The organism is Protofrankia sp. Cas3 (assembly GCF_963555955.1).
Lineage (GTDB): Bacteria > Actinomycetota > Actinomycetes > Frankiales > Frankiaceae > Protofrankia.
In genome coordinates this window covers 1-26,699 of the sequence record NZ_CAUVXP010000078.1, presented here as the reverse complement: position 1 = coordinate 26,699, position 26,699 = coordinate 1, and the positions used below count along the sequence as shown (strand labels likewise).

Sequence of the window (26,699 nt, the reverse complement as noted above, 5' to 3'; positions counted from 1 at the left end):
AACCATGATCACGAACCTGGAGACCTGCGAACCGAAACATCAGCCACTTAGTTTGCTTGCACTACAGTTTCTACCGTAGGAGTGTTGCACGTCACAGATACACCAGCCAACGTCCGTCCATGTCCGGACGGACCAGGAGGAGCGGGACGCATGACCAGCCAGCAGTGGATCATCGACACACAGCCGAGCCAACGATTTGCGATCTACACTCGGCTCAACGCCAACGACGTGTTGGCGGATCCGATCACCCCGCTGGGCGCAAGCCTTGGCTGGATCCCGTTCATCCTTCCCGGCTGGGACACGGGTGTGGCCGCCTTCGGGGCGTTCACCCTGGCCGAGCAGTCGGTCGACGTCTCCCCGAACGCGGCCTTCTTCTACGGCCACCTGTACGTCAACATGACGTTGCCCCGGCTGACCGGTATCCGTTCCGGGATCAGCACCGACGCGGTGGACGCCATGTGGTTCGCGGGCGGCGGTGAGCCGCCGGCGCACGTCATCCGACCGGACGACGTCAATGAGGAACGGTCCGCGGCCATCGCGGCGCGGGCGGGGTGGGTGCTGTCGACGACGACGTTCCCGGAACTCGACGAGGATCGCGCGATCGCTGACACGCTGCGGGAGCAGCGTCCGGACCTGGCGACGATGAGCGCGCTGGCCCTGGTTGCCAGGGCCCGGTCGGTGCTGTCGCTGGAACGGCTGGCGTGGCGCGGCGAGGTGATCGCCTCAAACAGCAGCGCGGTCGGTCCGGGCGTGCTCGGCCAGCTCCTCGGCGGCGACACCGCCCTCGTGGTCCGGCTCATCGGCAAGGCCGGGGACGTCGATTCAGCCGCCCCCTCCTTCGCGCTCTGGGATCTCTCCCGGGTCATCCGCGGCGACGCGGGGCTCGCAGCCGCGTTCGACGGTGGGGTGAGCGGCCTGGTCACGCGCCTTGCCGACGTTCATCCCGCGTTCCACGCAGAGTTCGCGGCTTTCCTGCGGGACTTCGGCTACCGCGGCCCCAACGAGTGGGACCTGGGCTCGGAGACCTGGGAGACCAGACCCGAGCTGCCGCTGGCGCTGCTCGACCGGCTGCGCCACCTCGACGACGACGCATCCCCGGTCCTGCGCGCGCGCAGCCAGGCAGTGGACACCGAGGCCGCGCTCGCGCAGGCACTCGCCCGCCTCGGCGGGGACGCCACCGCGCAGGCCACCTGCCACGGCGCGCTCGCCTCGGCGCGCCGCTTCGGTGCCTGGCGGGAACGCGCGAAGACCACCTGCATCAAGATCCTGCACGAGGCGCGGATGCCACTGGTGGAGCTCGGTAGACGCCTGCACGAGCACGGTCATCTGGACCACCCCGGACAGATCTTCATGGCGACCGACGCCGAACTGGAAACGCTCGCCCTGGACCCGGACTCGCTGAGCGCGACCCTCGCCGACCGGGAGCGGGAGTGGCGGGGGCTGTTCGGCCTCGACCTGCCGGTGTTCATCGACGGCACCAGGCCCCTGCCGCCCATCGCATCGCTGGGACGACGCGTCGACGCCGAGATCACTCCCGTCAAACCGGGTGAGGTACTGCGCGGTGTCGGTGCGGCCGCGGGCGTGGCCCGGGGCCGGGCGCGGGTGGTGACCGCCGTCGACGCGGCCGGCGACCTCGCACCCGGCGAAATTCTGGTAGCCCCGCAGACCGACCCGTCGTGGACACCGCTGTTCATGGTCGCGGCGGGCGCCGTCGTCGACGTCGGCGCGATGGGCAGCCACGCGATGATCGTCAGTCGTGAGCTCGGCATCCCGTGCGCGGCGGGCGTACCGGCCGCGAGCCGGCGCATCCCCACCGGGACGCTGCTGGAGGTCGACGGTTCAACCGGCACCGTGACGGTCCTGGCGCTGTAGTCACGGTCGATGTTGGCAGCCAAGCCGAGGTTGCACCGCGGACACCGCGACTTCACCCGTCACACCTGACGGCCGGTTACTATAGCCAGACACCAGAAACTTCGGGAGGCGCCATGGTCACGCAGGAGCCCGACACCCGTGCCCGTTGCCCCGGTCCCTCCGCGCAGGACTACCTCGCCGCGGACACCCGACCCGTACCCGACGTCCTGCGGGTGAATGTCAACGAGTACCTCGGCAACGACGACATCGACGTCGAGCGCTACATCTCACCCGCCTGGCACCGCATGGAGGTCGAGAAGCTCTGGCGGCGGGTCTGGCAGTTCGCCTGCCGCGAGGAGAACATCCCCGAGGTCGGCGATCACGAGATCTACGAGATAGCCGACGACTCGCTGCTGATCGTGCGGACCACCCCGACCGAGATCCGGGCCTTCGTGAACGCCTGCCTGCACCGCGGGCGCAAGCTGCGCACCGCAGGCGGGCACGTGCCGGAGTTCCGCTGCCCGTTCCACGGCTTCACCTGGAACATCAACGGCACTCTCAAGAGCATCCCGTGCGCCTGGGACTTCCCCCATGTCGACCCGGCGACGTTCAACCTTCCCGAGGCGAAGGTCGCCACCTGGGGTGGCTTCGTCTTCATCAACATGGACCCCGACTGCGAGCCGTTCGAGACCTTCGCCGGCGACCTGCCGGACCACTTCACCCGCTGGCCGCTTGACGACCGGTACACCTCATTGCACATCGCGAAGATCCTGCCCTGCAACTGGAAGATCGGGCAGGAGGCCTTCATGGAGGCCTTCCATGTGATCAGCACCCATCCGCAGCTGTTGGCCTGGATGGGCGATGCCAACTCGCAGTATGACGTCGTCGCCGGCGCCAACTGGGACCGCACGGTCACGCCGCAGGGCGTACCCAGCCCGCATCTGGCAGGCGGCGTCACCGAGGAGGAGGTCCTGGAGAGCTTCTACTTCTCGCGCGGTTTCTACGCCTCGACCCAGGGGCGGGACCTCGCGCTTTCCGGCGACAAGCTACCGGAGATCCCAGCGGGCAGCACGGCCCGAGCGGTACTCGCCGATCAGATGCGCAACCAACTGAGCGCACTGTCCGGCGAGAACTACGCGGAAATCACCGACAGCGAACTGTTGGACGCGATCAACTACATTCTCTTTCCGAACTTCCACCCCTGGGCCGGGAAGAAGTCGAACATCATCTACCGGTTCCGGCCCTACGGTAACGACCCCGATCGCTGCATCTCCGAAATCTTCTTCCTGTCCGGATGGCCCAAGGGCACCCCGCGCCCGGCCCCGGCGAAGATCCGATGGGTAGCGGAGGGGGTGGACATGGCCGACGTTTCCGAGCTCGGCCTGCTGGGCCCGGTCTTCGACCAGGACATCGCCAACCTGCCGTTCGTGCAGCAGGGCCTGAAGACGACCCGCAAGCCCGGCATCACCCTCGCGACCTACCAGGAAAGCCGCATCCGGCATTTCCACTATCTGCTCGACAAGTGGATGTCACGCTGACCGCACAGGTGACGGTCACGCCGTCGGGCATCGTGCTGGCGGTGGCCGAGACCGAGACGGTCTTCGCCGCCGCCCGACGGTGCGACTACTGGTGGCCGACCATCTGCGGTGGCCTCGGTACGTGCCGTACCTGCGTCCTGCGGGTCAGCGCCGGCGCGGAGCACTGCGGTCCGATCGGCGACCTTGAGCGGGAGGGGCTGGCCGCAATCGGTTCAGCCGCGGACGAGCATATCCGACTTGCCTGCCTACTGCACGTGACCGGCCCGGTCGTGGTAGTCAAACGTGGTGTACGCCGCGTGGAGGAACTGCACGGCCTGTAGGGCTGAAGGCGGCGCGACCATCATCTCTGCGCGCCGCCGGCGGCCACGAGCTCTGGTCACCGATAGGGCAACGAAAGGAGCTGTGAGCGTGCGGTGAGTACACATCCGATGAGCGTGACTCATCCGATCAGCAAGCAGGTGTACACGCTGACGGACAACGGCCTGGTCGAGGTCTACGACCCGACGACCGGCCAGCGCGGCCTGTTCGACTCCGACGGCCGCTGGCAGTCGGGCGAAATCCGCCATGCCGACCTGCAGGTCGCCGGGTGGGTCGGCCGCCGGGCCCGGCTCTCAGACCGGAACACCCCGGCATGAGCGCGGCCGGCCGCCGCACCCGGGTGGTGACACTGGCCCGCCGTCCCGGTCCCGGCGGGCCGACCCTGGACGACTTCGCACTCTGCGAACGGCCCGTGCCCGCGCTGGGCGCGGGCCAGTTGCTCGTGCGCAACGCCTTCATGAGCGTCGACCCGTCGATGCGGGGTCGCCTCGAGGAGACCGAGAAGCACTACACGACCAACTTCGCCGTCGGCGAGCCGTTGGACGGGTCCGCTGTCGGACGGGTCCTGGAAAGCCGCGTTCCGGGTATCGAGGAAGGTGCGTGGGTACGTCACCGGTTGGGCTGGCGCGACGTCGCAGTGCTCGACGCGACCCCGGGTGACCCGGCCGCGTTCGCCGTCGTCGACGCCGGCCGCGCCGCGCCCTCGACCTGGCTCGGCGTGCTCGGCCAGACCGGCTTCACCGCCTATACCGGACTACTGCGCGCGGGTGAGCTGGCCAAGGGGGACACCGTTTTCGTCTCCGCGGCCGGCGGTGCGGTCGGCAGCGCCGTCGGTCAGATCGCCCGGTTGCTCGGTGCCGCCCGGATCATCGGTAGCGCGGGCGGTGCGGCCAAGTGCGGGCTGCTCACCACGGAACTCGGGTTCGACGCGGCCGTCGACTACCGCGCCGAACCGGTCACGACAGGGCTGCGGCGGGCCGCGCCGGACGGCATCGACCTGTACTTCGACAACGTCGGCGGCGACCACCTGGTCGCCGCGCTCGACGCGCTGCGGGTCGGCGGTCGGGTGGCCCTGTGCGGCATGATCTCCCAGTTCACCTCGCAGGCTCCCCGGCCGAGCATCGACCATCTCATCCAGGCCGTGCTGCGGCGAGTGACCCTGCGAGGGTTCATCGTCCGCGACCACGAGGATCTGCGGGCGGAATTCACCGAACGGGTCTCGGGCTGGCTGCGAACCGGTGACCTGGTATCGCGCCAGACGGTCGTGGACGGCCTGGACAACGCGGTCACCGCATTCCTCGGGATGCTGCGGGGTGACAACGTCGGCAAGATGCTCGTCCGCCTCGACCCCGACGTCCACGCCTGATCTGAGCTACCGGCGCCCACGCCTGATCTGGACGCTGAGATACCAGGAGCTACCTGGCGCCGTAGATCGCTCTGGACAGGCAGCGGTCGAGGACCGTGGCGAACTCCGGGGCGGTCCAGCTCCCCCGGTCGGTCCGGCCGAGGTCGTCGACGCCGAGGTCCTGGACGTCGAATCGGCCGCGGCAGTGCCCCAGGGTGAAATAGCAGACCTCGCCGTCGCCGTGGCGGCGCAGGTAAAGCACCGGCTGGACGTCGTCCGCGGAATCGGCGACATGCCCTTCGGTGAAGCCCCGGCACGGCCCGCGGTACCGGGTGTGCAGCAGCACGTCGAGCGGGGGATGCAGCTCGCTGACGTACAGTTCGTCACTGACCTCGAAGGGGTCGATCCCCACCACGAGCGGATGATCCGCCTGGGTGATCTCGACCTGGTAGGGCGCGATCGGCGGGTGGCCGAGGAACTGGCTGCCCAGCACCGTGGCCGCCTCCCCGAGCACCCGCGGCGTGGTGAACAGGCGCGGCATACCCGACGCGGGCGCATCGATCGCCGAGTTGGTTCCGTGTAACGCCAGCCACCGCCCACCACGCGCGACGAAGTCCACCAGGACCTGCTGCTGCTCAGCACTGGGACGCCGGTCACAGGTATAGGTGACAAGCAGGTCAGCCGACCCGATCGCATCGGTGCGGGCGTAGTCCTCGAAGACCCGGGTGCGTACCCGCTCGTGTCGCCCGAGGCGTTCAAGAAGCTGCAGCCGCGCGAAGTCGAAATCGTGCCAACGCCCGCCGCATACGAGCACGGCGTCAATCCGGCCGGCTGGTCCCGCCATGGGTCGCAACCGCCGGTTCTAGAACTGAACGCGGGTGACGAGCCCGCCGTCCACCACGAGGTTGACGCCGTTGCAGAATCCGGCCCGGGGGCTCGCCAGAAAGGCGACGGCGGCCGCGACATCCTCGGGCTGGCCGTACCGGCCGACCGCTATCTTGGCCAGAACCTCCGCGTAGACCTCCGGCCGGTGCTCGCGGACTTTCTCCCAGTCCCCGCCGGGGAACTCGATCGGCCCGGGGGAAACCGTGTTGACCCGGATCCCCTGCGGCGCGAGGGTCCGCGCGAGCGCCGCGGAATGGTGGAGCACAGCTGCCTTGATGGCCGAATAGGCGTTGGGGGAGGCCGGTCGCACCGTGTCGAACGCGTTCGTCGTGCCGATCGCGATGATCGACCCACCGCCGTCGGCGAGGTGCGGTACGGCCGTCTCGGCCAGCCGGACGAACGGCAGCAGGTCCCCGTCCAGGCTGCGTTGCCACTGACCGGCGTCCTTGGCCGGGCCGGCGGACACATTGGACACGACGATGTCCAGCCCGCCCAGTTCCGCCGCGGCGCGGTCGACAAAGGCTGTGAGCGCGTCGACGTCGCTGACGTCAAAGGGCTCGGCGAACACCGTGACGCCGCTGCCGCGCAACTCGGCCGCAGCCTTCTCCAGACCCTCGGCACCGCGTGCGCACAGGGCGAGCGAGCAGCCCTCCTGTGCCAGCGTCGCCGCGATCGCGCGGCCGAGACCTCGGCTGGCCCCTGTCACCAGTGCCCGCCGTCCCGTCAGTCCAAGATCCACGACCTGTCACCTTTCGTCAGCTGTCCATCAACTATCGCCATGTGGCAATGAGCGGTACGGCACGATTATCCGTCGCGGGCCGCCAGGAGTGCCCTGTCAGCACAGCGCCGTCAGTAGGGAACCGTCAGTAGGGCGCGATGCCGCCGCCGACGGTGATGCACTCGTTGTGCAGGTACGGCACCTCGTCGCTGAGGATCCACGCCGCGGTTGCCGCGATCTCCTCGGGAGTGGCGTACCGGCCGAGCGGCACAGCACCCTCCATACGACCCTTGTAAGTGGTCCCGTCCGCCCCGGCCAATGCCCCGAGCCCGGCACCGAGCGCATCCATCATGCGGGATTCGACCAGGCCCGGGGCGAGGGTGTTGACACGGATGCCAGCTCCGGCGACCTCAAGAGCCAGGCAGCGCGCGATGCCCTGGACGGCGTGTTTGGAGGCGTTGTAGACCGATGTCCCGGCGCTACCCATCAATGCCGCGATGGATGCGGTGAACAGAATCGAACCGCCATCGCCCTGGGTCGACAGTTGCCGCAGCGCGGCCTGCGCCGACAGGAACGCGCCGAGCACGTTGACGCCGAAGACCCGGTGGTAGTCCGCCGGGTCGAAGTCCGCCACCGCCTGCACCGTGCATTCCACGCCCGCGTTGGCATGGTAGAGGTCCAGCTTTCCGAAAGCCTGGACAGCCGCGTCGACGCTGGCCTGCGCGCCGAGCGGCGTGGTGATGTCGACGCCGACGCCCACGGCGACACCACCGATGAGTTCCGCGACGGTCTTGGCAGCGTCCGCGTCGAGGTCGGCGACCACGACCAGCGCTCCCTCCGCCGCGAGCCGCCGGCTGACCGCCGACCCGATCACACCGGCGCCGCCCGTGACGACCACCGACTTACCGCGCAGTCCTGCAAGCATTGCGTACCCCGATCCCTCCTCGGGGCGGAGATGGCCGTCCGCCATCCCCGACCCGAGACTGCGCTACCTGACCGACCGTGCCTGTGTCCGAGCGCTGCGGCTATTGTGCCTGCCAGAGTTTCTTGAAGGCGTCCTGGTAGCCGGGGAAACCGATGTAGTACCCGGTGGAGTCGAGAGGGACCGAGGAGACGTTGTCCTTGGTGATGAGCTGGGTCGGCAGCAGGACCTTGTCCGCCGCGGCCAGATCGTCGCCGTTGAAGTGGCGGGCCATCATGTCCGCGACGCGCCAGCCGAGGATCGGCGCGGAGAAGCCGGTCCACACGCTTTCGGTGCCGTCCTTGAGCGCCGCCAGGTTGGCCGGACTGGGCGTCTCACCACCGACGTTGACCTTGCCGTTCAGACCCGCGCCCTTGAGCGCCGCGTCCACGCCCAGGCTCAGGTCACCGAAGGAGAAGATGGCCCAGTTGATCTTTGGGTCCTGCTGGATGGTGCTGACCACGCTGGACGGGGTCTTGGTACCCAGATCGGCGAGCTGCTGGTTGACCTCTTTGACCGAGCAGGCCGGGCAGGTGCTGGACAGGGTGCTCTTGAAGCTGTCCACGAACACACCCAGGATGGGGAAAGCCTTGATCGTGAACAGCGCGACGTTGGCCTTGCCGCCGCTGTTGACCACCACATAACTCGCGACCATCTTGCCCCAGGCCGCGACCTGAGCGTCACCGTCGAGACTGTTGGAGATCACCGGCGAGTCGAAGGCACCACCGACGCTTTCGGAGAGCACCGGGATGTTCTGCGCCTTGGCCTGATCCAACTGGGTCTTGAGCAGTGACAGCGGCGTGCCGGAGATGTGAATGGCATCGGGATGCTTGGAAATCGCCTGGGTGAGCGCGTTCCCGTAGTCCTCGGGACCGCTGCCGGGGACGATCCGCTCATAGCGCCAGCCGAACACCTTCGCCGCCTCGACCAGGGCGTCGTCGCGCACCTTGGTGACCGGGAGCGGGGTTTCCACTGTGATCACATACTTGCCCGTGGGCGGCTTCTTCGACAACGCGGTGTCAAGAAGGATGCCGCTCGGGTTCACCAGGCTCGCGTCCACCGTGGCCTTTGCCTGGCTTAAGCCCGTCGATCCGGTCTCCTGCTGCTGCTGCGACGGCGTCGCACTCGGCGAGGTCGACGTGGAGTCGCTACTGCCGCACGCCGCGGCGAACAGCGCTGTGGCCGCAGCCACCGCCACGGCCCCGACCCTCGTGCGGGAAGTCGTTCTCATGAACCCTTTTCCTCCTGTTGCCGTCGTCGGCGTCGGGGGCTCGCGTACCGATCGCCTGGATGGACGCGCCTACCCGGGCGATCGACGTGATCTATCAGGCGTGACCTACCGGCCGTAATCCATCAAAATGTGATGTGACGGCGGACACTCTCACTTACTTAGGAGCGTGTCAAGTTACTTGCATCGAGCGACCACCGCGGAGCCTGCCAGCCTCGCCTGCCAGCCTCGCCCGTCGGCCTCGCCGATCAACGCCGCCGGTAGGTACGAGCCGCCAGCGCCACCGCAATGATCAGGGCAAGCCCGTTGAAAAGGTTGTTGACGTAGGACGGGGATCCGGCGAGCTGCAGGCCCTTGACGCCGGTCGCGAGGAGGTAGATCGCAACCAGCGTACCGAGGACGTTCATCCGCCCGGCCTTGATCTGGGTGGAGCCGAGGAACACCGCCGAGAAAGCCGGCAGCAGGTAGGGGGGTCCCACATCCTGGGAGGCCGAGCCCAGCTTGGCCGCGAGGATGACGCCGGTCAGCGCCGCGATCGTCCCCGAGGTGATGAGCGAACCCCAGGTGATCCGGGCAACCCGTAGGCCGGCCAGGCGGGCCGCCTGCGGGTTGCCACCTGCCGCGTAGAGGTAGCGGCCCACCGGTGTGTGGTCGATGACGACGTAGAGGATCACCGCGAGCAGCACCATGTAGTAGAAGGGCAGCGAGATCCCCCACAACCGGGTGCTACCGGCGTCAAGAAAGGTCTTCGAGGCGGTGTTGACGATCTGTTCACCGTCAGTGACCCAGTAGGCCGCGGCAGCAAGAATACTGCTCATGCCGAGCGTGGCGATGAAGGAGTCCACGTTCAGCCGCACCACGACCAGACCGTTGACCAACCCGATGAACGCGCCGGAACCGATCGCGAGCAGCACCGCGAGAACGGGGTTGAAGCCCTGTTGGAGCAGCCAGGTGACCACCGCCACCGCGAACCCCAACGTCGCCGCGCAGGACAGGTCGAACACGCCTGCGGCCAACGGTACGATCAATCCCAGGGCGAGCATCGCAGTTATTGCCTGGTCGCCGGCAATGATCTGGAAGTTGTCGCTCCGCAGGAAGGTGTCCGGCAGCCAACTGCCGAACACTATGATGATCAGAAGCCAGACATACAGACCGCTGAACCGATCGAGCCCGAGCCCGAGCTTCGGCCTTGGCAGCCGGCGGCTGACGACCGCGCCCTGTTGCGGGTCCGGGCCGGCAGCGGCGGTCCCGGCGGTGACAGCGGTGACAGCGGTGCCGGTGGCCCCGGCGGTGACACCGTCAGTGACAGCGGCCCCGGCGGCATTCTTTGGTTGCGCTGCTTCTGTCGTCATGACGCGCTCCTGAGGGTGTGACCGACCGCTGCGGCCGTGATGCGGTCCGCGTGCAGGTCGGCGCGGTGTAACTCATCCACGACACGGCCGCCCGCGAGGACGAGCACGCGTCCGCACAGCCGCGCCAGTTCGTCATGGTCGGTGGAGACGACCACGACAGCCGCACCGTCCGCCGCGGCCCGGTCGACCAGCGCATGAATCTCGGCCTTCGCCCCGATGTCGACGCCCTGCGTCGGTTCGTCGAGAACCAGGACCCGAGGCTCGCGACGCAGCCAACGGGCCAGAACGACCTTCTGCTGGTTGCCGCCGGACAGCGTCGACATGGCCCGTTCGGCACCGGCCGGCGCCACGTTCAACCGGTCCAGCCAGCGGGCGACGTCCGACCGCTCGCTGCCCCGGCGCAGCAGGCCCCGGCGGCTGAACGCGGTCGGACTCGCCACCACGACGTTCTCCTGCAGATCCGCATCGAGGAACGCCGCGTTGGCGTGCCGCTCGGCAGGCACGAGCCCCATGCCGGACCGCATGGCAAGGTCTGGACGCAGCTGCGGAACGGCCTTGCCCGCGACGGCCACGACCCCTGCGCGCGGACAGCCGCCGAACAGTGCGAGTGCCAACTCCTCACGGCCGGAGCCGGTGAGACCGGCGACGCCGACGACCTCCCCGGAGTGCACGGTCAGATCGACCCCTCGCAGGGCGGTGGTCTCCAGGGTGCGGACGTCGAGGGCCACTTCACCCTGGTGGGCCGCCTCGGCCGGCGGCACGTCGTACTGCGCCAGCTTGCGGCCAATCATCAGCTCGACCAGGTCGGCCTCGTCGAGCCCGGCGGTGGGCCGGGTGGTGACCAGAGCGCCGTCGCGCAGCACGCTCACGGTGTCGCAGAGCCCGAAGACCTCGTCCAGATGGTGCGAGACGAAGATGACCGCGACGCCGGCATCGCGCACGCTGCGGACCAGCGCGAACAGGCGCTGCGCCTCGGCGGCCGGCAGGTTGGCCGTAGGTTCGTCGAGGACGAGCACCCGCGGCGGTGTGGCGTGCCGCGACAGCGCGCGCGCCACCGCGACCGCGGTCCGCTCGCTCGCCGCCAGAGCACCCACGGGCCGGCTGATGTCGAAGTCGTAGCCGAGGTCGCGCACTGCGCTGCGGGCCCCAGCCCGTTCCTGGCGCCAGCGAATCAGGCCGAGCCGGCCGGTTTCGTAGCCGTGACCCAGCGCCAGGTTGTCGACTGTGTCAAGCGTCGCGACGAGACCGAGGTCCTGATGGACGAAACGCAGCCCGGCGGCATCCGACGAGGTGGGGTCACCGAATGCCAACGGCCGATCGACGACGGTGACCTGGCTACCGGCATCCGGCTCGTGGAAACCGGCCAATATTTTGATCAACGTCGACTTGCCGCAGCCGTTCTGACCGACCAGGGCACGTACCTCACCGGGCTCGACGTCGATGTCGACGTCCACCAGGGCGCGCTGCCCCGGGAACGTCTTCGACAGCCGTCGCACGCGGAGCACGGGAGTAGCCACCATCGGACTCCTCGTCTGAGAGCGACCGAGGGCACGGCGCTCTTTCTGGAGTTGCTTTTGTGATGGCGGCTACAGTAACTGGCGTAGCCCGCCGCGCCAACATCTGTCCGTGGCCGGTGCGTGGCCGGGCGCGCTGAAACTCGGCACTCAGTCGACGACTCGACTCTCAGTCGACGGTGAGTATCCGCTCAGACATGGCGTCCAGGGCCCGGCGCAGGGCCTTCGGTGGCTGACTGCTGAGCGGACCGTCATCCATGCGCATCGGATGGATGGCTATCAGCAGATGGGTGAGGGTACGCACGGCGAGCGTCTGGGTCGCGTGCTTGGCTGCGGCGGAACGCCGCGTCGTGGGCATCCGGGACGAGACGATGTAGTCGAACGACCGCTGGATGTGCAGCTCCTCGAAGTCCCGCCGCAACACCCGGGCCTGCTGGGTGGCGCCGGGCATGTGCAGGTAGAGCAGGCGCGCCTCGTCGGGATGCGCCTCGATCCAGTCCCAGACCGCGCCGGTGACCCGACGCAACGCGGTGATGTCGCCTGGTTCGTCGTCGGACCGTGCCTGCGCGACGACGGCGTTGGTCGCGCCCACGACCCGCCGCAGGGCGACGTCGAAGAGCTCCTCCTTGCCGGAGAAGTGGTAATACACCGCTGTGGGAACGACCTGCGCCGCCTCGGCGATATCCTGGATGCCGGCCGCGTCGAAGCCCTTACGGGCGAAAACCCCGATGGCGGCGGTGACGATCAACTGGCGCTTGGAGGGACGGTGCGCGGGTTGCCTGCCCCGCTCCGGCAGCTCCGCAAGCTCCGTCACAGGGAACCTCCTGACCTGATGCCACACCGGCCCGACCATGATGACCCAACAGACCCCGGAGCCCCCGGGGCCGCCAGCCGGTTGGGAGAATCGGCGTCACATGACTGAAAGCTCTGACGGGAACGGTAGTCCCAAACGGCCCGCCCACCGACCGTCGCGGCGCAGCGACGTGATCGACGCCGCCACGCGGCTGTTCGCCATGCGCGGTCTGGAAACGGTGACCGTCGCCGACATCGCGGACGAGGCCGGGATGACCTCGGCTGCGGTCTACTACCATTTTCCATCCAAGATCGATATTCTACTCGAGGCCATGCGGACCTTCAGCAGGGCACTTGTCACCGAGCTGGACGACCGGGTCACCGCCAGGTCAGCTGAGAACGGGACCATCGGTAACGGGGCCATCGGTGACCTGCTGACAGGCCTGCTCGGCTGGCTGGAGGAACACCGACCTGCGGCGACGGTCTACTTCGTGACCTCGTCCGGAGCGAACCTCGCCGCTGAGGCCCTGCGCCGGGAGACCCGGGTCGAGCTCATGGAGCTGTTCACCCGGGCGGTGGACGCGAGGAAGTCCCCCGAACGACGGATCCGGCCCGCGGAAGCCGGGGTGATGGCGACCGGCCTGCTCTCGCTGGTCGAGACGGCGGCGGCATCCTGGCTGGCCGAGGACGCCGTCCTCGAAGGGCTCGGGCAGCGCCGATTCCTGCGGGAGACCGCCGCGCTGGCCGAGCGCATCGTCGGGGCCTGAGGCCCTGTTGCGGCATCACCGGCACCGTCGGAGTTGAACCACAACCGCCGAATGCCGACGACTTAGCGGTATGTATCTTCAGTAACTATCGTTCAGACCTGTGGAGGGCCGAGTCGTGCAGCGGGATCGACACACAGGACAGGTGCCACACGCCGGCAACCACGATGGGTAACCGGTTAGCCGTGGTGAGCGGCGGTGGTACGGGAATCGGCCGGGCGATCGCCGCGGCCCTGTGTGACGGCGGCCTCGACGTGCTCATTCTCGGGCGCCGCGCGGACGTGCTGGAACGCACGGCGGCGGAACTCACTGTGGCCGCGGCGACGGGGGCCTCGGTGACCTGGCAGGCCGCCGACATCACCGACCCGGCGGACGTGCAGCGGGTCGCCGACGTGGTCCAGGAGCGGTCCGGCCGGGTCGACGTCGTCGTCAACAACGCGGGTTCCCCGTCGCCGCGGGTTGACGGCGACCTCGCCGCGGTGGCCGAGGCATGGATGACGGCCCTGCGGGCGAACCTGCTCTCGGCCGTGCTGCTTACCCACGCCCTGGAACCGCTGCTGCGCCGGCCCGGCGGGCGGGTCGTCCTGGTGGGCTCGCAATCCGCCGCGACCGGTGGCGCGAGCGCGCCCTATGTCGCGGCCAAGGCAGCCCTGCACGGCTGGGTGCTCTCACTCGCCGCACGCCTGGGCCCCGACGGCGTCACAGCCAACGTGGTCTCCCCCGGCTATACGGCCGGCACCGAACTGGTGGCCGGCCGGATCTCCCCGCAGCGCCACGCGAGCCTGGTTGCCAGCATCGCCGCCGGCCGTCCCGCGCAACCGGACGAGGTCGCCGCTGTGGTCGCCTTCCTCGCCGCACCGGCCGCGTCCTCCGTCAACGGCCAGGTGATCGGCGTCGACGGCGGGACGGTCCCGCCCAGCTGACCCCACGCCCAGCCGACCCCACGCCCAGCCGAACTGCCCCGGCTATGTTGACCCCCGGTATTCACCTGCCTTCTGCCTTCCGTCCCCGGTTGTCAGTAGCTGTCATCCGATCGTCGAACACACCTGGTCGACATCCTGGATGGGTGAGCATCCACCCCTGCTCCCGTCTGCGAGCAGAGCGTCGTCGACGTCGAGGTTGGATGCCGGGGTGCGGTTGTACAGCTCCCAGCGAAGAACCCGGTGAGACCGGGTGAAAGTGGCGTCGCCGTTGCCGATCACAGTGTCCGCACCATCGAGTCGCAGGTGGTACCGCCGGACGAATGGCGGTTGAGAGCGAGCGGGCCGCCGATGCATGGGCTGGTCGGTTCGTGCTGCCCGTACGGTCCGACGGCGGCGACGAGCATGCTCTGAAGATCTCCTGGCAGCATCGCTGTAGGCGGCCTCGGCCTCCGCTGTTCTACTTCGCGTCTACTTCGCGTCTACTTCGCGGTGAAGCCGGCGTCGACCGGCAACGCGACGCCGGTGACGTACTTCGCCGCGTCGGAGACCAGCCACAGCACGGCGTCAGCGATGTCCTCGGGTTCGAGCGCGGGGACCGGCAGCGGGTTGGCCATACTCGCGCCGCGCTCAGGCCCCTGCTGGAGGTGCCGCTCGATGTGCTCATTACGGATCATCGGGGTGTTGACGCCGGTCGGATGCACGGTGTTGACCCGGATCGAGTGTGGCGCGAGCTCCAGAGCCAACGCCCGCATGATGCCGACCACCCCGTGCTTGCTTGCGGTGTAGGCGGTGGCGCCCACCGAGCCGTTGACAATGCCCTTGAGCCCAGCAGTGGAGCTGGTGAGCACGATGGCCCCGCCACGTGCCCCGGCCACCAGATGCGGGATTGCCGGTGCGAGTGTGTTCCAGACGCCGGTGAGGTTGATGTCGAGCGTCGCCGCCCACAGCTCGTCCGGGTCGTGCCGGGGGTCCGCTCCGATGGGGGCGATCGCGGCGTTGGCGACCACGATGTCCAGTCGCCCAAGCGTGGCCACCCCGCTGTCCACCGCGGCCCGCATGGCCGGTGCGTCCCGGACGTCGACCTGGTGGGCCACCACCCGGCGACCGAGCTTCTCGACCAAACGCCCGGTCTCGGCAAGATCCTCGAGGGTGGCGAGCGGGTAGTCGCACACCGGGATGTCCGCGCAGAGATCGGTCGCGATGATGTCCGCACCTTCGCCGGCCAGTGCCACCGCGTGCGCTCGGCCCTGCCCACGTGCGGCTCCGGTGATCAACGCGACCCGGCCATCCAGCTTACCCATCTGATATCTCCCGCCCTCGGCTCCCGGGGTGGGCGCGCATTGCGCACCGCGTTAACCATCCCGAGTTACTTACTTGATGACAAATCCAGTAACCATGTAGACAATCAGGGATGACGAAAGTCGTCAAGGACCGCCGCGTCCGGGTTCCACCCGCACGCTGCGGCCGGGGCGACGGGCTGTGGCGCCCTGGCCGGCGATGGTAATTTTATTCTATGACCAGTAACTTGGTTTCGGCCGACATCGGCCTTGCGGATCATTCGATATGGCGGCTTCCCGGCCAGCTGTGCGCTCTCCGTCCGGACGCCACCCAGTTGCTGGACCGCGTCAACGAACACGCCTGGCGTACTGCCGAACCGGCGCTGCTCGAACTCATGCGGCTACGGGTGGCTTGCCTAATCGGTAACCGGGCCGGCGAAGCGGCCCGGTCCCCGGCGGCTCGCACTGGAGATCTTTCCGAGGCGAAGATCGATGATCTGCCTGCGTATCCGACGTCGACGCACTTCTCGCCCGTGGAACGCGAATGCCTGGCCTTCGCCGAACAGTTCGTCATGGATGTCAGCGGGATGACGACGGCGGCGCTCGACGTCTTGGCTCACCAGCTGGGGCGCACAGAATTGTCCGATTTCGTCGGCGCGCTGTATGCCATCGAATTCACCCAGCGTTTGCAGATGGTCGCGCAGGTCCTGCTGGCACCAGTCGTTGAAGCGGCAGCGGCGCCTGCTCCGACGTCAGCCGTGGCCGACACCGCGAAGAGCGAGCCGCACCTCGACCTTCCCATGCGGAAGGTGCTCGCGACGTATCAGGACGCCGTGGTACGCGGCCAGGCCCTGGATTCGGTGACGACGGAACTCGTCCGACTGCGTTGCGCCCGGACGCACCGATGCCGTATCTGTCAGACGCTGCGGCTGGCGGATGCCCAAGCGGCCGGTGTCGACGAGACAATGACCGCGAAGATCGATTTCTACGAACGGAGTGATCTACCGGAACGGTGCAAGGTCGCGTTGCGGATCACGGACGCGTTCATCACCCGTCCGGATTCGCTGTCTGAAACCGTTGCCGAGCAGGCTCGCTCGTTCTTCAGCTCCGAGCAACTCGCGGAACTCTGTCTGGATATTACAAAGTGGAGTACACAGAAGATCAACGTAGCGCTGGGGACTGACGGCGCGGACAGATTGCCGACTAACAAGGCAGGGGTCTCCTTCTTCGGATTCGACGATGCCGGCCGCGTGGCGGGATTCTGGGCGAATTGAACGATCCAGCCGCTACGGCAATCCGGAGGGTTATTCAAAACCCCATGAAATTGAAAAGAAAAATAATCCACGAGTCGCATCGTATGCATCGTGGTAGGTGCGGTATGGACATCGATAGTCGGTATGGAGTATGCGCCACAACTTGAATTGCGCGACGACTCGCTCGACGGGTGCCCGAAGAGCGGAGAGCTCGGCGTTGCACTTCTTGTCCGTCTCGCTGAGTTCGCCCTCGGGCGGCCTTTTCCGCGGCGTGACCATTCCGCTACATCCTTGGTCGCCCCGTCGCCCCGTCGCCCCGTCGCCGCGGGCTGAGGGCGACCTCGCCACGGTGGCCGAGGCATGGACGACGGGCCTGAAGACAACCGAAGGCGTCCCGACGACGGCTGACACGGCTCGGTCGCGCTGCCCGATCTATCCCGATCCAGCGGCTCGGCCGGATCACCCAGAAGGTCGGGACGCGGGTGGGCTACACGTCGTCGGATTCCTCGGCCGGTAAGGCGGTGTCCAGGGTGGCGGATTTCGGTGCGGAAATGTCGACCTTCGGTGCCGGAATGTCAACAGAACCGTTACTGGACGCTCCATGGCCGGACTGTGACTGGCCCGAGAGCAGCGACCGTGCGAGCTGAAGGCCTGCGCTGCCCTGGGATAACGCCTGGGTCAGCAGTTCGGCGATACCGGTCGCGCCGTTGAGGAGAATCATCTGGTCGACGTCGCCGAAGGGCTTCGCCGCCGCCTCGACGATGGCCGGCCACTGCTCGGCGAGCTGCTGGCCGATCACCGCATCCTGGTTCACCGAAAGGGCGTCCGCCCGTGCCCTGATCGCCTCAGCCGCCGCCAGTCCCTTCGCCGCCAGGGTGGCGGCATCAGCCTCACCGATCGCGCGCCGGGCATGAGCGTCAGCATCCCCGATGATCCGGGTCGACTCGGCCTGCGCCGCAGCCACCAGCGTTGTCTCCTGGGCGCTCGCCTCCGCCGCGCTGATCTGTGCGTCGCGACTGGCACGCGCCAGGGTGGTCTGCTCGTAGGCGCGGGCGTCCGCCGGCTTGCGGACCGTCGCCTGTAGGCGCTGTTCCTCCCGATCACCCTCCAGCTGGGCGACCTTGGTCTGCTCGACCACCACCTGTTGGTGGGCGGTTGCCTCGGCCAGCGGGCCGGCCTGATGCGCCCGCGCTGCGGCCTCGTCGACCTCGGCCTGGAAACCCGACTGCTTGATCGCGCTGTTCCGAGCGGCCTCGGCCTTGAGCGCGGCGGCGATCTGCTCCTGTTCGGTCGCCTCCCGATCGGCCTGGGCCTCGGCGATCCGCGCCTGGGAGGCCACGGCGGCGACATGAGGACGCCCGAGGTTCTTGATGTAGCCGGTGGGGTCGTCGATCTCCTGAATCTGCAGGGAGTCGACGATCAGGCCGAGTTTCTGCATCTCCGTGCCGGAACTCGCCCGGGTCAGGGCCGTCAACTTCTCCCGATCCCTGATCATATCCTCGATGGTGAGCTGGCCGACCATCGCCCGGAGATGACCGGCGAACACATTGTGTACCCGGGCTTCCATCTTGTTCTGCTGGTCGAGGAACCTTCGGGCGGCATTGGCGATCGAGGCGTAATCGTCCCCGACCTTGAAGATCACTACACCGCGCACACCCACGGGGATTCCCTGCTGGGTGACGCAGTCGACGCTCAACTGGGCGGCCTGCAGGTCCAGGGAGAGGCGACGGACGTTCTGTCCGCCCGGCATGACCAGGACTCCCTTCCCGGTCACAATCTTGAAACCGAGGCTTTCGGCCACGGCATTGTCCGGGTTCCGGTATGCTCGTAAACCTGAAATGATCAAGGCTTCATTAGGTTCCGCCACGCGCCACATCAACTTGACGATGCCCACGACGAAGATGATGCCCACACCCGCTGCGATGAGGATCGGGATCACTGGATCTCCTCTGCTGAGATCATGGACCGCCGAGATTACGGGAATACACCGGCCGGCCCGGCGGGAACAGCACCGGCGTATTCACAATCTGGTGACGAACACGGTACGGGGTGGGTGATACTCCACGACGAGAACCCGCGCTCCGACCGCGATCGTCACACCGTCCTCAGCGGCATAGGCGTGGAACGCCTCCGCACCCCCGCGCACGGAGACCATCACCTCGCCCACTACACCCGGCATGATCGTCCCAGTGACCCGGGCCGTCTTGCCCAGCATGATCTGATCGGCCATGCACTCTCCCACTCGGCGTCGGGATTGAGCATAGACACTCACGGTTCCCGACGGTAAGCCCTCATTGGGAGATCCAAACGCCGCTGTCGCGAGCACGACGGGTCATCCCACCCGCACGGCTCAACGATGTGAATCTGATGCTCTTCCCACAGCACCAGATTCACATCGTTCCCAAAGAACGGCCGGGCCGCCGTCAGGACGGAGAGGGCGGAGAGGGCGGCGAGGGCGGAGAGGGCGGCGAGCCGCTCGGAGTTCCACCGCGCCAGGCGTCGGCGCCAGCTGATGTGGCCGCTGAGGTGGCCGCCCTGGCCTGCGCCACCTTGAGTTTCGCGATCTCGCTGGGCGGCACCTCCAGCTGCTCCGCCCACCGCCGGGTCGCCGACACCACCGCGACGCTGAGCACAACCATGCCCGTCGCCCCCAACAGGCCACCGATCCCGACGAGCAGACCCCCGCCTATCAGGAGTCCTCGACTGGGCTGAAATCCCCGGTCATATTCCTGATCAGCCATCATCCGCCACCTTGTCGTCTGCGACCGTGTCCGTCACCCTGTCACCCGTCGGTGATGGTGTGCGCGAGCGACACCACCACGAGCCGTGCGACATCAGCCCGGAGCTTCTCCGTCACCGATTCTGTCCACCCAGGGCTGCGGTACATCACCCACTGCGAGTGGTTCAGGAGTACAGACCCGATATGCGGGCGGGTGGACGATGACACGCGGACGGGGCTCAGACTCCGGTGGTGCCTGCGGCGGCCAGGGGCGCGGCCGAGAGCACCGTGACAGTGCCGGCGTTGCCGTCCACAGTCACTTCAACACCGTCGCGCAGCCGCGACGTGCCGTCCCCCACCGAGATGACACACGGGATGCCGAGCTCCCGGCAGACCACGACCGCGTGGCTGTTGAGCCCACCCACGTCCACCACGGCCGCGCCGGCCACGAGGAACAGCGGCGTCCACGCCGCGTCCGTGATCGGGGAGACGAGGACCTCGCCGGGTTCGAGAGCGTCACACTCGGCCAGATCGGTGACCACCCGAACGCGGCCGGTATAGGTCCCGTGGCTGCCTCCGACGCCGGTGAACACATCCCCCACGATCGCCGGCTCCGGACGCTCCCGGTCCCGGCGCGGCCAGCGCTCGATGTCGGGGTCCTGCGCGACGAAGAACGGCGGCTCCAGCTCGGCGAGCTCGCCGTATTCGACCAGCCGCTGTGCGATGACCTCGGTGAACCGGGCCGGGTCGGCGAGGTAGGCGTCGAGCTCATCCGCGAGCAGCATCATGACGTCCTCGGGCCGACCGAAACGGCCGGCCACGACACCGCGGCGACCGAGCTCACGGATTGTCATCCGGATCTCGTGCAGGGCGGCGACACAGTTGGCCTTGGTGCGTTCCCGCGCGGGCATCCAGACGTCGACGGCCTGCATGCCCACGTCGAACGTGGCCAGCGCCTGCGCGTTGTCGGCGAGCACCGTGCGGATCTCCGCCGCGGTCTGTGTCCGGCGGGCGGCGAGTGCCTCGTGGCGCACCGCCGGCGAGTGCGAGTCCGGGCTGTTGCGGAGCCGGTCGACCAGGGTGAGCGCCGCGGTCAGGTCCACTTCCCACGGCAGGGAGTGGATGTCCCACTCGTTGGGACCGCGATCACCGTAGTCGCCGAGGAACGCGGCGAAGGCATCGCGGAACGCACCGACGTCGCCGGTGACATCGGTGTCCAGCGCGGCGGCCACCGTGGCCGAGCCCTTGTCGAACAACGCGGCCAGCTCGCCGGACCCCACCACGATGCGCGACAGGTTCCACAACCCCACCGCCGGCGAGGCGGAGTCGATGTCGCCGATGCCGCTGATCAGATCGAGCAGATCGCCAGCGCGGCCCACGCTTTCGCACAGCGGTCCGAGGATGCCGGGCCCGAAGCTCGCCGGGAGGGTGGAGACCAGGTGCCGGTAGAAGATGCTCTTCTCGCTCTCGTCGAGCAGCGCCCGGGCCCGGGCGACCAGCTCGGCGTCGGACAGGGTCGTGAGGTCGGGCCGGTCACGGCGCATCGCCCGCACACGCTCGCGGTCCGCCACGGCATCGGTGAACTCCGTGACCGCGAGCAACCGTTGCACCGAGGCGCCGGCAGCCGCCGAGCGCTCGGCGTCCACATGGTCGGGATGGGAAACGTAGGGGGGGATGTCGGGGCGCTGGCCGACGAAGGCCAGGTCGGTCTGCTCCACCGGCATGCCCAGGCGCAGGGAGAACAGCCTCATGTGGGACAGGTTCAGGTAGAAGTAGCTCCCGAAGAGCCCCGCGATCTCGGGCCGGTCGATCGACAGCTCATCCTCGCGGTAGACGCCGATGTCGATGAAGCCCTGCCGCCAGGCCCGCAGCACGTGCACATAGGCCAGCGTCCAACCCAGGGGGCTCGCGGGCTCGGGCAGCGTCTCGCCCGCGTTTGCCCTGGTGTAATGCGGCAGCCGCGGGCTGCGCTCCCAGTCTGCGACCCAGCTCTGCACGACGCGTCCCTTCTCCCCTGACGCCAGGCGTCAGTACGGACCACCATGTGATGACCGTTACTAATGTGACGGCCATTACATGGCACTAACTATGTGTTGTCAATAGAAAGTCCGGGACGCGTACCCGGCCGCCGCGGCCGGGCTCACCGGGCCTGGCCGAGATCCTCGACGAGCTCGATGACGTTACCCTCGGGATCGGCCCAGAAGGCGATCAGCCGTCCACTCGCCTCGACCAACGCCGGGTCGGACAGGGGGCTCGCTCCCCCGTGGCGCATCCGCTCGGCGACCGCTGCGGCGTCGGTGACGTACAAGGTCAGGTAGGCAAGGCCGCGGCGGGTGGCGATCGGCACGGCGGGGGTGACCGCAGCCGTGTCGGCGGTGGGACGCACCAGCTTGATCCGTTCTCCCCACGGCGTGCGTAGCCAGACCACCGTGGTCGCCCCGCCGAGGCCCAGCTGCGCGTTGAGCTCGGCCGGGACATCGGAACGGCGTACCTCACTACATCCCAGCGCCTCGGTGTAGAAGCGGACCATACCGGCCAGGTCGGCGACGACGATCCCGACCTCCAACGCCTGGGTCATGACCGCCGAGGGAGCCGATGGCGACATCGCGGTCACTGTCCTCGCCTTCCAGCTTCTCGAATCAGGGGAACGCGCTGGACGAACCGGTGGGAGCCCGCCTGCGCCGCCGGCGGGCTGCCGGTCGTGGCGCCGAGTTCCCGCGCGAGCGCCGAGCCCCGGTCGTCCTGGATGTCGGCTATCACGACCCGGCCACCGCGCTCGACGAGCAGCCGGCAGGTGGCCTCGCCGATACCGCTGGCACCGCCGGTGACAACTGTGACGGAGCCGCCGTCCGCGGTGGCCATGGGTGTCCTGCCATCCCCGTTGACCAACCGTCACACCTCCTTGATCGCAGGATGTCGTGACGCCTATGACAGCCAAGAAACTAGAGAATGTCAATAGTAAGTACCGGATTACCTCAGGAAAGATCAATTGATCGACAACCGGGCCGGGCTGACCCGCCGGCGGACAGGTCGACCATCCAGCGTGGCGATGGGTGTGCATAATTCCAGTTTGGGGGGGATTACCATCTTCAAGGAGATTTATTCAGGATGGACGTCCTCCGACATTTTCGATCACGCCGGGCCCGGTCGCGCCCGAGATCCCGACGCCGACTTACTCCCCGCCTGGCGATCCTCAGCCTCGTGGCAGGGTTCATCTGCGCCACGGTGCCGTTCGTGGCCGCCACCGTTTTCACCAGGACGGCGGCGATCGACACCACGGCCACCTACCTGCTCGTGGCCCAGCACAGCGGCAAAGCCCTCGATGTCGGCGGCTGGTCCACCGCGGACGGCACCCCGGTGCAGCAGTGGACCAGGAACAATGGCGCGAACCAGCGGTGGCGGCTGACCGCGGCCGGCGACGGATATTACCGGATCATCAATGTGAACAGCGGCAAGGCGCTCGACGTCAGCGGCTGGTCCACCGCCGACGGCGCCCCCGTTGTGCAATGGACCGACACCGGCGGCGCCAACCAGCAGTGGCAGATCGCCGATGCGGCATCCGGCACCGTAAAGATCGTAAACCGGAACAGCGGCAAGGTGCTCGACGTCAGCGGCTGGTCCACCGCGGACGGCGCCCGCGTTGTGCAATGGACCGACACCGGCGGCGCCAACCAGCAGTGGAGCCTGGTGACGGTCGGCACCACACCCGCCGCCACAACGGCCACAACGGCCACAACGGCCACGGCGACGAGCCCGAGCCCCACGACGAGCAGGGGCACCAACACCGCGACGGCCACGGCGCAGCCGGCGGCCACCGGCCCGTACCAGTGGCGCAACGCCGAAATCGTCGGCGGCGGCTTCGTCACCGGGATCATCTTCAACCCGGCGCGCCAGGACCTCGTCTACGCCCGTACCGACATGGGCGGCGCCTACCGCTGGAACCCCTCGACCGGGCGCTGGATCCCGTTGACCGACCAGATCGCTCCGGACGACTGGACGCTGATGGGAATCGAGAGCCTCGCCACGGACCCGGTCGAACCCGACCGGGTGTACCTGGCCGCGGGTACGTACACCAATGGCTGGTCCGGAAACGGCGCGATCCTGCGCTCGGCCAACCAGGGCGCGAGCTTCCAGCGGACCAACCTGCCGTTCAAGCTGGGAGGCAACGAGAACGGACGCTCCATGGGTGAGCGCATGGCTATCGACCCCAACAAGAACTCCACGCTCTATCTGGGCACCCGCAACAACGGCCTGTGGCGCAGCACAGACTTCGCTGCGACCTGGAGCCAGGTCGCCGGCTTCCCCGTGACCGGACCGACCAGCAGCGTCGGGATCAGTTTCGTCACCTTCGACCCGGGGAGCGGCAGCGCAGGAGCAGGCAGTAAAACGATCTACGTAGGCGTTGCGGACACCGGCACGAGCCTTTACCGCAGCACCGACGGCGGCGCCTCCTGGCAAGCGGTACCGGGAGCCCCCACCGGCCAACTGCCACAACACGGAGTGCTTTCTTCCGAGGGCATTCTGTATCTGACCTACTCCAACGGCCCTGGCCCGAGCGGGATTACCGCCGGCGTGGTGTGGAAGTTCAACACCCACAGCGGCGCGTGGACCGACATCACTCCATCGACGGGCAGCTTCGGTTACGCCGGCGTCGCCGTCGACCGGGCCAGCCCGTCCACGGTCATGGTGACGACGATGGACCGCTGGTGGCCCCACGATGAGGTCTACCGGAGCACCAACGGCGGTGCGAGCTGGACCGCCCTGGGTGAGAAGGCCGTGCGCGACGCGTCCGCCGCGCCGTACATCGGCAATGAGTCGATCGGCCACTGGATGGGCGACATCGAGATCGACCCGTTCAACTCCAACAATGTCATGTACACGACCGGCAACGGAATCTGGGGAAGCGACGACGCCGGCGTGGCCGACAGCGGTGGGGCCACCCACTGGACCATCCGGGCTCGCGGCCTCGAAGAGACGTCCGTCATCGACCTGATCGCCCCACCGGGTGGCGCCTCCGTCATCAGCGCCCTCGGCGACGTCAGCGGCTTCCGCCACGACGACCTGACAACCGTGCCCCCGAGAGCAATGATCAACCCGAGGTTCAACAACACCAGCGGGATCGACTTCGCCGAGGCCGCACCGAGCGTCGTGGTCCGGGTCGGCACCGGCGCCGCTCCCTACGGCGCTCTGTCCACCGACGGGGGCGCGTCCTGGACGCCGTTCGCCGGCACGCCGAGCAGCGGCGGAGAAGGCGGCACGATCGCGGCCTCGGCGGACGGATCCACGTTCGTGTGGACGCCGAGCGGAAAGGTGCCCTCTTACTCCCGCGACCGCGGGAAGACCTGGGCGGCCAGCGGCGGCCTGCCCACCGACGCCACAGTGATCGCAGACAGGGCGCGAGCCGGCACGTTCTACTCGCTGGTGAGCGGGAGCCTCTACGTCTGCACCAACAACGGCGCCACCTTCTCGACCCGCTCCAGTGGGCTGGCAGCTGGCCAGCTGAAGGCGGTGCCTGGCCGCGAAGGCGACCTGTGGATCCCCAGCGCGAACGGGCTCTTCCACTCGACCAACGGCGGCACGAGCTTCACGAAGTTGTCCAGCGTCACCGAAGCCGCCGGTATCGGCTTCGGCAAACCCGCTCCTGGACGCAGTTACCAGGCTCTTTACATCACCGGACGGGTGAACGGCGTGCAGGGGGTCTTCCGCTCGGACGACAGCGGGGTGACCTGGATACGGATCAACGATGATGCACATCAGTGGGGCTGGCTGGGCCGCACGATCACCGGTGACCCCGACGTCTACGGCCGGGTGTACATCGGTACCAACGGTCGCGGCGTGCAGTACGGCAGCCCGAGCTAGGAGGCCGCTGAATAACGGCGTGCGCCGCCGTAGGCCATAATCCCCAGAGCGTCACTGGATCGGATGTCCGGTGTCGGGTCGCTGACGGCCTGACACCGGACATCGGGGTGATCCCGATGAGCAGCGCTACAGCAGCGGACGGCGGCGGTGGTCACGGTCGCCCAGCAGTGATCGCAACCTGCCGGCGAGTAACGGTAGGACCTCCGCCGGCGGCTGCGCACGCAGGCGGTTGGACAGGACCTCGATCGACATACCCGCCTGCGGGCAGTACCGGGTCGCGGCGGTCAGCACACCGGCCAGGTCGAACTCGCCGTCACCGGGTGGCCGCCGGTTGGCCAGGCAGTCGGCCAACAGGTCGTCGTCCTCGGCCACCAGCGGTCCGTCGGACAGCTGCACCCGCACCACGGACGGCCAGATACCGGCGGTGAGATCGTCCAGGGTCTGGCCGCCGCGGTAGACATGCCAGACATCCACGCAGATCCCGCCGTTGGCGCGACCGGCGGCGCGCACGACCGACGCCGCCGTGGCCGCGTCGGGCAGATTGGTGAACGGCAGGAACTCGATGCCGACCACGACACCACCACCCCCACCCACGCCCGCCGCCCGGTCGCAGAGGGCGGCGAACCGAGCCGCAGCCTCATCCAGACCGCCTTCGTAGGAACCGAGAGCGCCGACGTAGGGAACCCGTAGCCGGTCCGCGGCGCTCCAACAGAGGTCCTCGGCCGCGTCGGGCGCCGCGCCAAACGGCCGCAACGCCTCCAGCTCCCCCACGACGACACCGGCCTCGGCACACAGGTCCTCCAGTTCGGCCAGGCTGTGCCCGGCCGCCAGCCAGTCGCGCAACCAGCTCAGGCTCAGGCCGATGGAGGTGAAGCCGGCGGCGCGGGCCACCTGAGCCCGCCGCAGTGGCTCCAGCGGCGCCAGGGTGTGAAACGCCAGCGTCACACCGCCGAGATCGTCCGGCGCGGCTGCGTCCAGACCCGCGCTCACTGGGCGCCCAGGTCCTCGGGTGCCGCCTGCGGTGCGGTGGCCCACATCTTCGCCCCGTCGAAGCCGGTACGCCGCTGCGGAACGACCTCGATGATCACCCGGGCCGTCGAATCGAGCAAGCGGGCGAACTCCGCCTGTTTGGCCGGATCACCGGGTCGCATCGCCGCGGCGAACTCCGGCAGAAACCAGTCCTTGGTCGCACGGTCGTCGTGGACGACGGCCAGCCCCCGGTAGGTCAGCGAGCGCCGCGCCGGGATGCCGGAGCCCTTGCTACTCACCACGACGGACACCCGGTTGTCACGGCGCATCGCTGCGACCCGTGGCCGCCAGTCCGTGGCCGTCACCCAGAAACGACCCCGACGGAACATGTAGTTGACCACCGCGCCGAGAGGATGCCCCGTCGCGTTCACCC

At 68.2% G+C, this 26,699-nt stretch carries 26 protein-coding genes and 1 pseudogene; 9 read left to right on the top strand and 18 right to left on the bottom strand.

Features of this window, described 5'->3' with window-relative positions:
- The first annotated feature begins 150 nt into the window (after positions 1-150).
- The 5 genes from U9983_RS15590 (at position 151) to U9983_RS15570 (ending at position 5,073) form a co-directional block, all read left to right on the top strand.
- Positions 151-1,872, top strand: a complete 1,722-nt coding sequence (locus U9983_RS15590; protein ID WP_322754721.1) for a PEP-utilizing enzyme — start codon at positions 151-153, stop codon at positions 1,870-1,872.
- A 113-nt stretch (positions 1,873-1,985) separates the two neighbouring features.
- Positions 1,986-3,389 (top strand): aromatic ring-hydroxylating dioxygenase subunit alpha, encoded by a 1,404-nt coding sequence (locus U9983_RS15585; protein ID WP_322754720.1) that lies wholly within the window; start codon positions 1,986-1,988, stop codon positions 3,387-3,389.
- Positions 3,374-3,709 carry a 2Fe-2S iron-sulfur cluster-binding protein gene (locus tag U9983_RS15580; protein WP_322754719.1) on the top strand — a complete coding sequence of 112 codons (336 nt, stop codon included), beginning with the start codon at positions 3,374-3,376 and terminating at the stop codon, positions 3,707-3,709. The genes U9983_RS15585 and U9983_RS15580 overlap by 16 nt, the downstream gene beginning before the upstream one ends.
- A gap of 93 nt (positions 3,710-3,802) precedes the next feature.
- Positions 3,803-4,024 carry a hypothetical protein gene (locus tag U9983_RS15575; RefSeq protein WP_322754718.1) on the top strand — a complete coding sequence of 74 codons (222 nt, stop codon included), beginning with the start codon at positions 3,803-3,805 and terminating at the stop codon, positions 4,022-4,024.
- Complete coding sequence (locus U9983_RS15570) at positions 4,021-5,073, top strand: NADP-dependent oxidoreductase (protein ID WP_322754717.1); 1,053 nt, start codon at positions 4,021-4,023, stop codon at positions 5,071-5,073. Before U9983_RS15575 ends, U9983_RS15570 begins: the two co-directional genes overlap by 4 nt.
- A 49-nt stretch (positions 5,074-5,122) precedes the next feature.
- On the opposite strand, the gene U9983_RS15565 is transcribed toward U9983_RS15570, so the two are convergent.
- The 7 genes from U9983_RS15565 to U9983_RS15535 all read right to left on the bottom strand — a co-directional run bounded on the left by U9983_RS15565 (position 5,123) and on the right by U9983_RS15535 (position 12,524).
- Positions 5,123-5,896: a ThuA domain-containing protein gene (locus U9983_RS15565; protein WP_322754716.1), complete on the bottom strand. Its 774-nt coding sequence runs from the start codon at positions 5,894-5,896 to the stop codon at positions 5,123-5,125.
- Positions 5,897-5,914: 18 nt separating this feature from the next.
- Entirely contained in the window at positions 5,915-6,676 is a 762-nt protein-coding gene (locus U9983_RS15560) for an SDR family NAD(P)-dependent oxidoreductase (protein WP_322754715.1), read from the bottom strand.
- 124 nt (positions 6,677-6,800) lie between these two features.
- Positions 6,801-7,580: an SDR family oxidoreductase gene (locus U9983_RS15555; RefSeq protein WP_322754714.1), complete on the bottom strand. Its 780-nt coding sequence runs from the start codon at positions 7,578-7,580 to the stop codon at positions 6,801-6,803.
- Positions 7,581-7,680: 100 nt separating this feature from the next.
- Positions 7,681-8,847: a sugar ABC transporter substrate-binding protein gene (locus U9983_RS15550; RefSeq protein ID WP_322754713.1), complete on the bottom strand. Its 1,167-nt coding sequence runs from the start codon at positions 8,845-8,847 to the stop codon at positions 7,681-7,683.
- A gap of 245 nt (positions 8,848-9,092) precedes the next feature.
- On the bottom strand, positions 9,093-10,196 hold the full coding sequence (locus U9983_RS15545; RefSeq protein ID WP_322754712.1) for an ABC transporter permease: 1,104 nt from the start codon (positions 10,194-10,196) through the stop codon (positions 9,093-9,095).
- Positions 10,193-11,716 carry a sugar ABC transporter ATP-binding protein gene (locus tag U9983_RS15540; protein ID WP_322747048.1) on the bottom strand — a complete coding sequence of 508 codons (1,524 nt, stop codon included), beginning with the start codon at positions 11,714-11,716 and terminating at the stop codon, positions 10,193-10,195. Before U9983_RS15540 ends, U9983_RS15545 begins: the two co-directional genes overlap by 4 nt.
- Positions 11,717-11,879: 163 nt before the next feature.
- Entirely contained in the window at positions 11,880-12,524 is a 645-nt protein-coding gene (locus U9983_RS15535) for a TetR/AcrR family transcriptional regulator (protein ID WP_322747047.1), read from the bottom strand.
- A 100-nt stretch (positions 12,525-12,624) separates the two neighbouring features.
- Here U9983_RS15535 and U9983_RS15530 point away from each other — a divergent pair, with 100 nt between their 5' ends.
- Both U9983_RS15530 and U9983_RS15525 read left to right on the top strand, forming a co-directional pair.
- Entirely contained in the window at positions 12,625-13,269 is a 645-nt protein-coding gene (locus U9983_RS15530) for a helix-turn-helix domain-containing protein (protein ID WP_322754711.1), read from the top strand.
- 164 nt (positions 13,270-13,433) lie between these two features.
- Positions 13,434-14,189: an SDR family oxidoreductase gene (locus U9983_RS15525; protein WP_322754710.1), complete on the top strand. Its 756-nt coding sequence runs from the start codon at positions 13,434-13,436 to the stop codon at positions 14,187-14,189.
- Positions 14,190-14,291: 102 nt separating this feature from the next.
- Here U9983_RS15525 and U9983_RS15520 read toward each other — a convergent pair whose 3' ends face one another.
- Entirely contained in the window at positions 14,292-14,468 is a 177-nt protein-coding gene (locus U9983_RS15520; RefSeq protein WP_322754709.1) for a hypothetical protein, read from the bottom strand.
- A gap of 200 nt (positions 14,469-14,668) precedes the next feature.
- The gene (locus U9983_RS15515; RefSeq protein ID WP_322754708.1) at positions 14,669-15,490 is read right to left on the bottom strand and encodes a mycofactocin-coupled SDR family oxidoreductase; all 822 of its coding nucleotides are present in this window, start codon (positions 15,488-15,490) and stop codon (positions 14,669-14,671) included.
- A gap of 212 nt (positions 15,491-15,702) precedes the next feature.
- On the opposite strand from U9983_RS15515, the gene U9983_RS15510 reads away from it, so the two are divergent.
- Positions 15,703-16,740, top strand: a complete 1,038-nt coding sequence (locus tag U9983_RS15510; RefSeq protein WP_322754707.1) for a hypothetical protein — start codon at positions 15,703-15,705, stop codon at positions 16,738-16,740.
- Between the two features lie 30 nt (positions 16,741-16,770).
- Here U9983_RS15510 and U9983_RS27915 read toward each other — a convergent pair whose 3' ends face one another.
- From U9983_RS27915 to U9983_RS27910, 7 genes and pseudogenes are all read right to left on the bottom strand, one after another.
- Positions 16,771-16,998 carry a transposase family protein gene (locus tag U9983_RS27915; RefSeq protein WP_416211410.1) on the bottom strand — a complete coding sequence of 76 codons (228 nt, stop codon included), beginning with the start codon at positions 16,996-16,998 and terminating at the stop codon, positions 16,771-16,773.
- Between the two features lie 208 nt (positions 16,999-17,206).
- Entirely contained in the window at positions 17,207-18,658 is a 1,452-nt protein-coding gene (locus U9983_RS15505; protein WP_416211409.1) for a flotillin family protein, read from the bottom strand.
- Positions 18,659-18,739: 81 nt separating this feature from the next.
- The gene (locus tag U9983_RS15500; RefSeq protein ID WP_322747041.1) at positions 18,740-18,949 is read right to left on the bottom strand and encodes a hypothetical protein; all 210 of its coding nucleotides are present in this window, start codon (positions 18,947-18,949) and stop codon (positions 18,740-18,742) included.
- A 193-nt stretch (positions 18,950-19,142) separates the two neighbouring features.
- The gene (locus U9983_RS15495) at positions 19,143-19,463 is read right to left on the bottom strand and encodes a hypothetical protein (RefSeq protein ID WP_322754706.1); all 321 of its coding nucleotides are present in this window, start codon (positions 19,461-19,463) and stop codon (positions 19,143-19,145) included.
- 214 nt (positions 19,464-19,677) lie between these two features.
- Entirely contained in the window at positions 19,678-21,435 is a 1,758-nt protein-coding gene (locus U9983_RS15490; RefSeq protein WP_322754705.1) for a PEP-utilizing enzyme, read from the bottom strand.
- A gap of 143 nt (positions 21,436-21,578) precedes the next feature.
- On the bottom strand, positions 21,579-22,043 hold the full coding sequence (locus U9983_RS15485) for a VOC family protein (protein WP_322754722.1): 465 nt from the start codon (positions 22,041-22,043) through the stop codon (positions 21,579-21,581).
- A 101-nt stretch (positions 22,044-22,144) separates the two neighbouring features.
- Positions 22,145-22,300, bottom strand: a pseudogene (locus tag U9983_RS27910) (SDR family NAD(P)-dependent oxidoreductase); the annotation flags it as partial.
- A gap of 246 nt (positions 22,301-22,546) precedes the next feature.
- Between U9983_RS27910 and U9983_RS15475 the strand changes: the two are divergent.
- Positions 22,547-25,297, top strand: a complete 2,751-nt coding sequence (locus tag U9983_RS15475; RefSeq protein ID WP_416211408.1) for an RICIN domain-containing protein — start codon at positions 22,547-22,549, stop codon at positions 25,295-25,297.
- A gap of 126 nt (positions 25,298-25,423) precedes the next feature.
- Here U9983_RS15475 and U9983_RS15470 read toward each other — a convergent pair whose 3' ends face one another.
- The gene (locus tag U9983_RS15470) at positions 25,424-26,287 is read right to left on the bottom strand and encodes a sugar phosphate isomerase/epimerase family protein (protein ID WP_322754702.1); all 864 of its coding nucleotides are present in this window, start codon (positions 26,285-26,287) and stop codon (positions 25,424-25,426) included.
- The coding region (locus U9983_RS15465; RefSeq protein ID WP_322754701.1) for a hypothetical protein at positions 26,284-26,699 on the bottom strand (416 nt) is incomplete at its 5' end. The genes U9983_RS15465 and U9983_RS15470, both read right to left, overlap by 4 nt.

Coding starts and splice junctions, on each gene's coding strand:
- U9983_RS15495 (WP_322754706.1), bottom strand. CDS start 19,463: ATGATGGCTGATCAGGAATATGACCGGGGATTTCAGCCCAGTCGAGGA.
- U9983_RS15555 (WP_322754714.1), bottom strand. CDS start 7,580: ATGCTTGCAGGACTGCGCGGTAAGTCGGTGGTCGTCACGGGCGGCGCC.
- U9983_RS15565 (WP_322754716.1), bottom strand. CDS start 5,896: ATGGCGGGACCAGCCGGCCGGATTGACGCCGTGCTCGTATGCGGCGGG.
- U9983_RS15475 (WP_416211408.1), top strand. CDS start 22,547: ATGGACGTCCTCCGACATTTTCGATCACGCCGGGCCCGGTCGCGCCCG.
- U9983_RS15570 (WP_322754717.1), top strand. CDS start 4,021: ATGAGCGCGGCCGGCCGCCGCACCCGGGTGGTGACACTGGCCCGCCGT.
- U9983_RS15545 (WP_322754712.1), bottom strand. CDS start 10,196: ATGACGACAGAAGCAGCGCAACCAAAGAATGCCGCCGGGGCCGCTGTC.
- U9983_RS15515 (WP_322754708.1), bottom strand. CDS start 15,490: ATGGGTAAGCTGGATGGCCGGGTCGCGTTGATCACCGGAGCCGCACGT.
- U9983_RS15530 (WP_322754711.1), top strand. CDS start 12,625: ATGACTGAAAGCTCTGACGGGAACGGTAGTCCCAAACGGCCCGCCCAC.
- U9983_RS15585 (WP_322754720.1), top strand. CDS start 1,986: ATGGTCACGCAGGAGCCCGACACCCGTGCCCGTTGCCCCGGTCCCTCC.
- U9983_RS15525 (WP_322754710.1), top strand. CDS start 13,434: ATGGGTAACCGGTTAGCCGTGGTGAGCGGCGGTGGTACGGGAATCGGC.
- U9983_RS15485 (WP_322754722.1), bottom strand. CDS start 22,043: ATGTCGCCATCGGCTCCCTCGGCGGTCATGACCCAGGCGTTGGAGGTC.
- U9983_RS15540 (WP_322747048.1), bottom strand. CDS start 11,716: ATGGTGGCTACTCCCGTGCTCCGCGTGCGACGGCTGTCGAAGACGTTC.
- U9983_RS15510 (WP_322754707.1), top strand. CDS start 15,703: ATGACCAGTAACTTGGTTTCGGCCGACATCGGCCTTGCGGATCATTCG.
- U9983_RS15590 (WP_322754721.1), top strand. CDS start 151: ATGACCAGCCAGCAGTGGATCATCGACACACAGCCGAGCCAACGATTT.
- U9983_RS15500 (WP_322747041.1), bottom strand. CDS start 18,949: ATGGCCGATCAGATCATGCTGGGCAAGACGGCCCGGGTCACTGGGACG.
- U9983_RS15550 (WP_322754713.1), bottom strand. CDS start 8,847: ATGAGAACGACTTCCCGCACGAGGGTCGGGGCCGTGGCGGTGGCTGCG.
- U9983_RS27915 (WP_416211410.1), bottom strand. CDS start 16,998: ATGGTCACGCCGCGGAAAAGGCCGCCCGAGGGCGAACTCAGCGAGACG.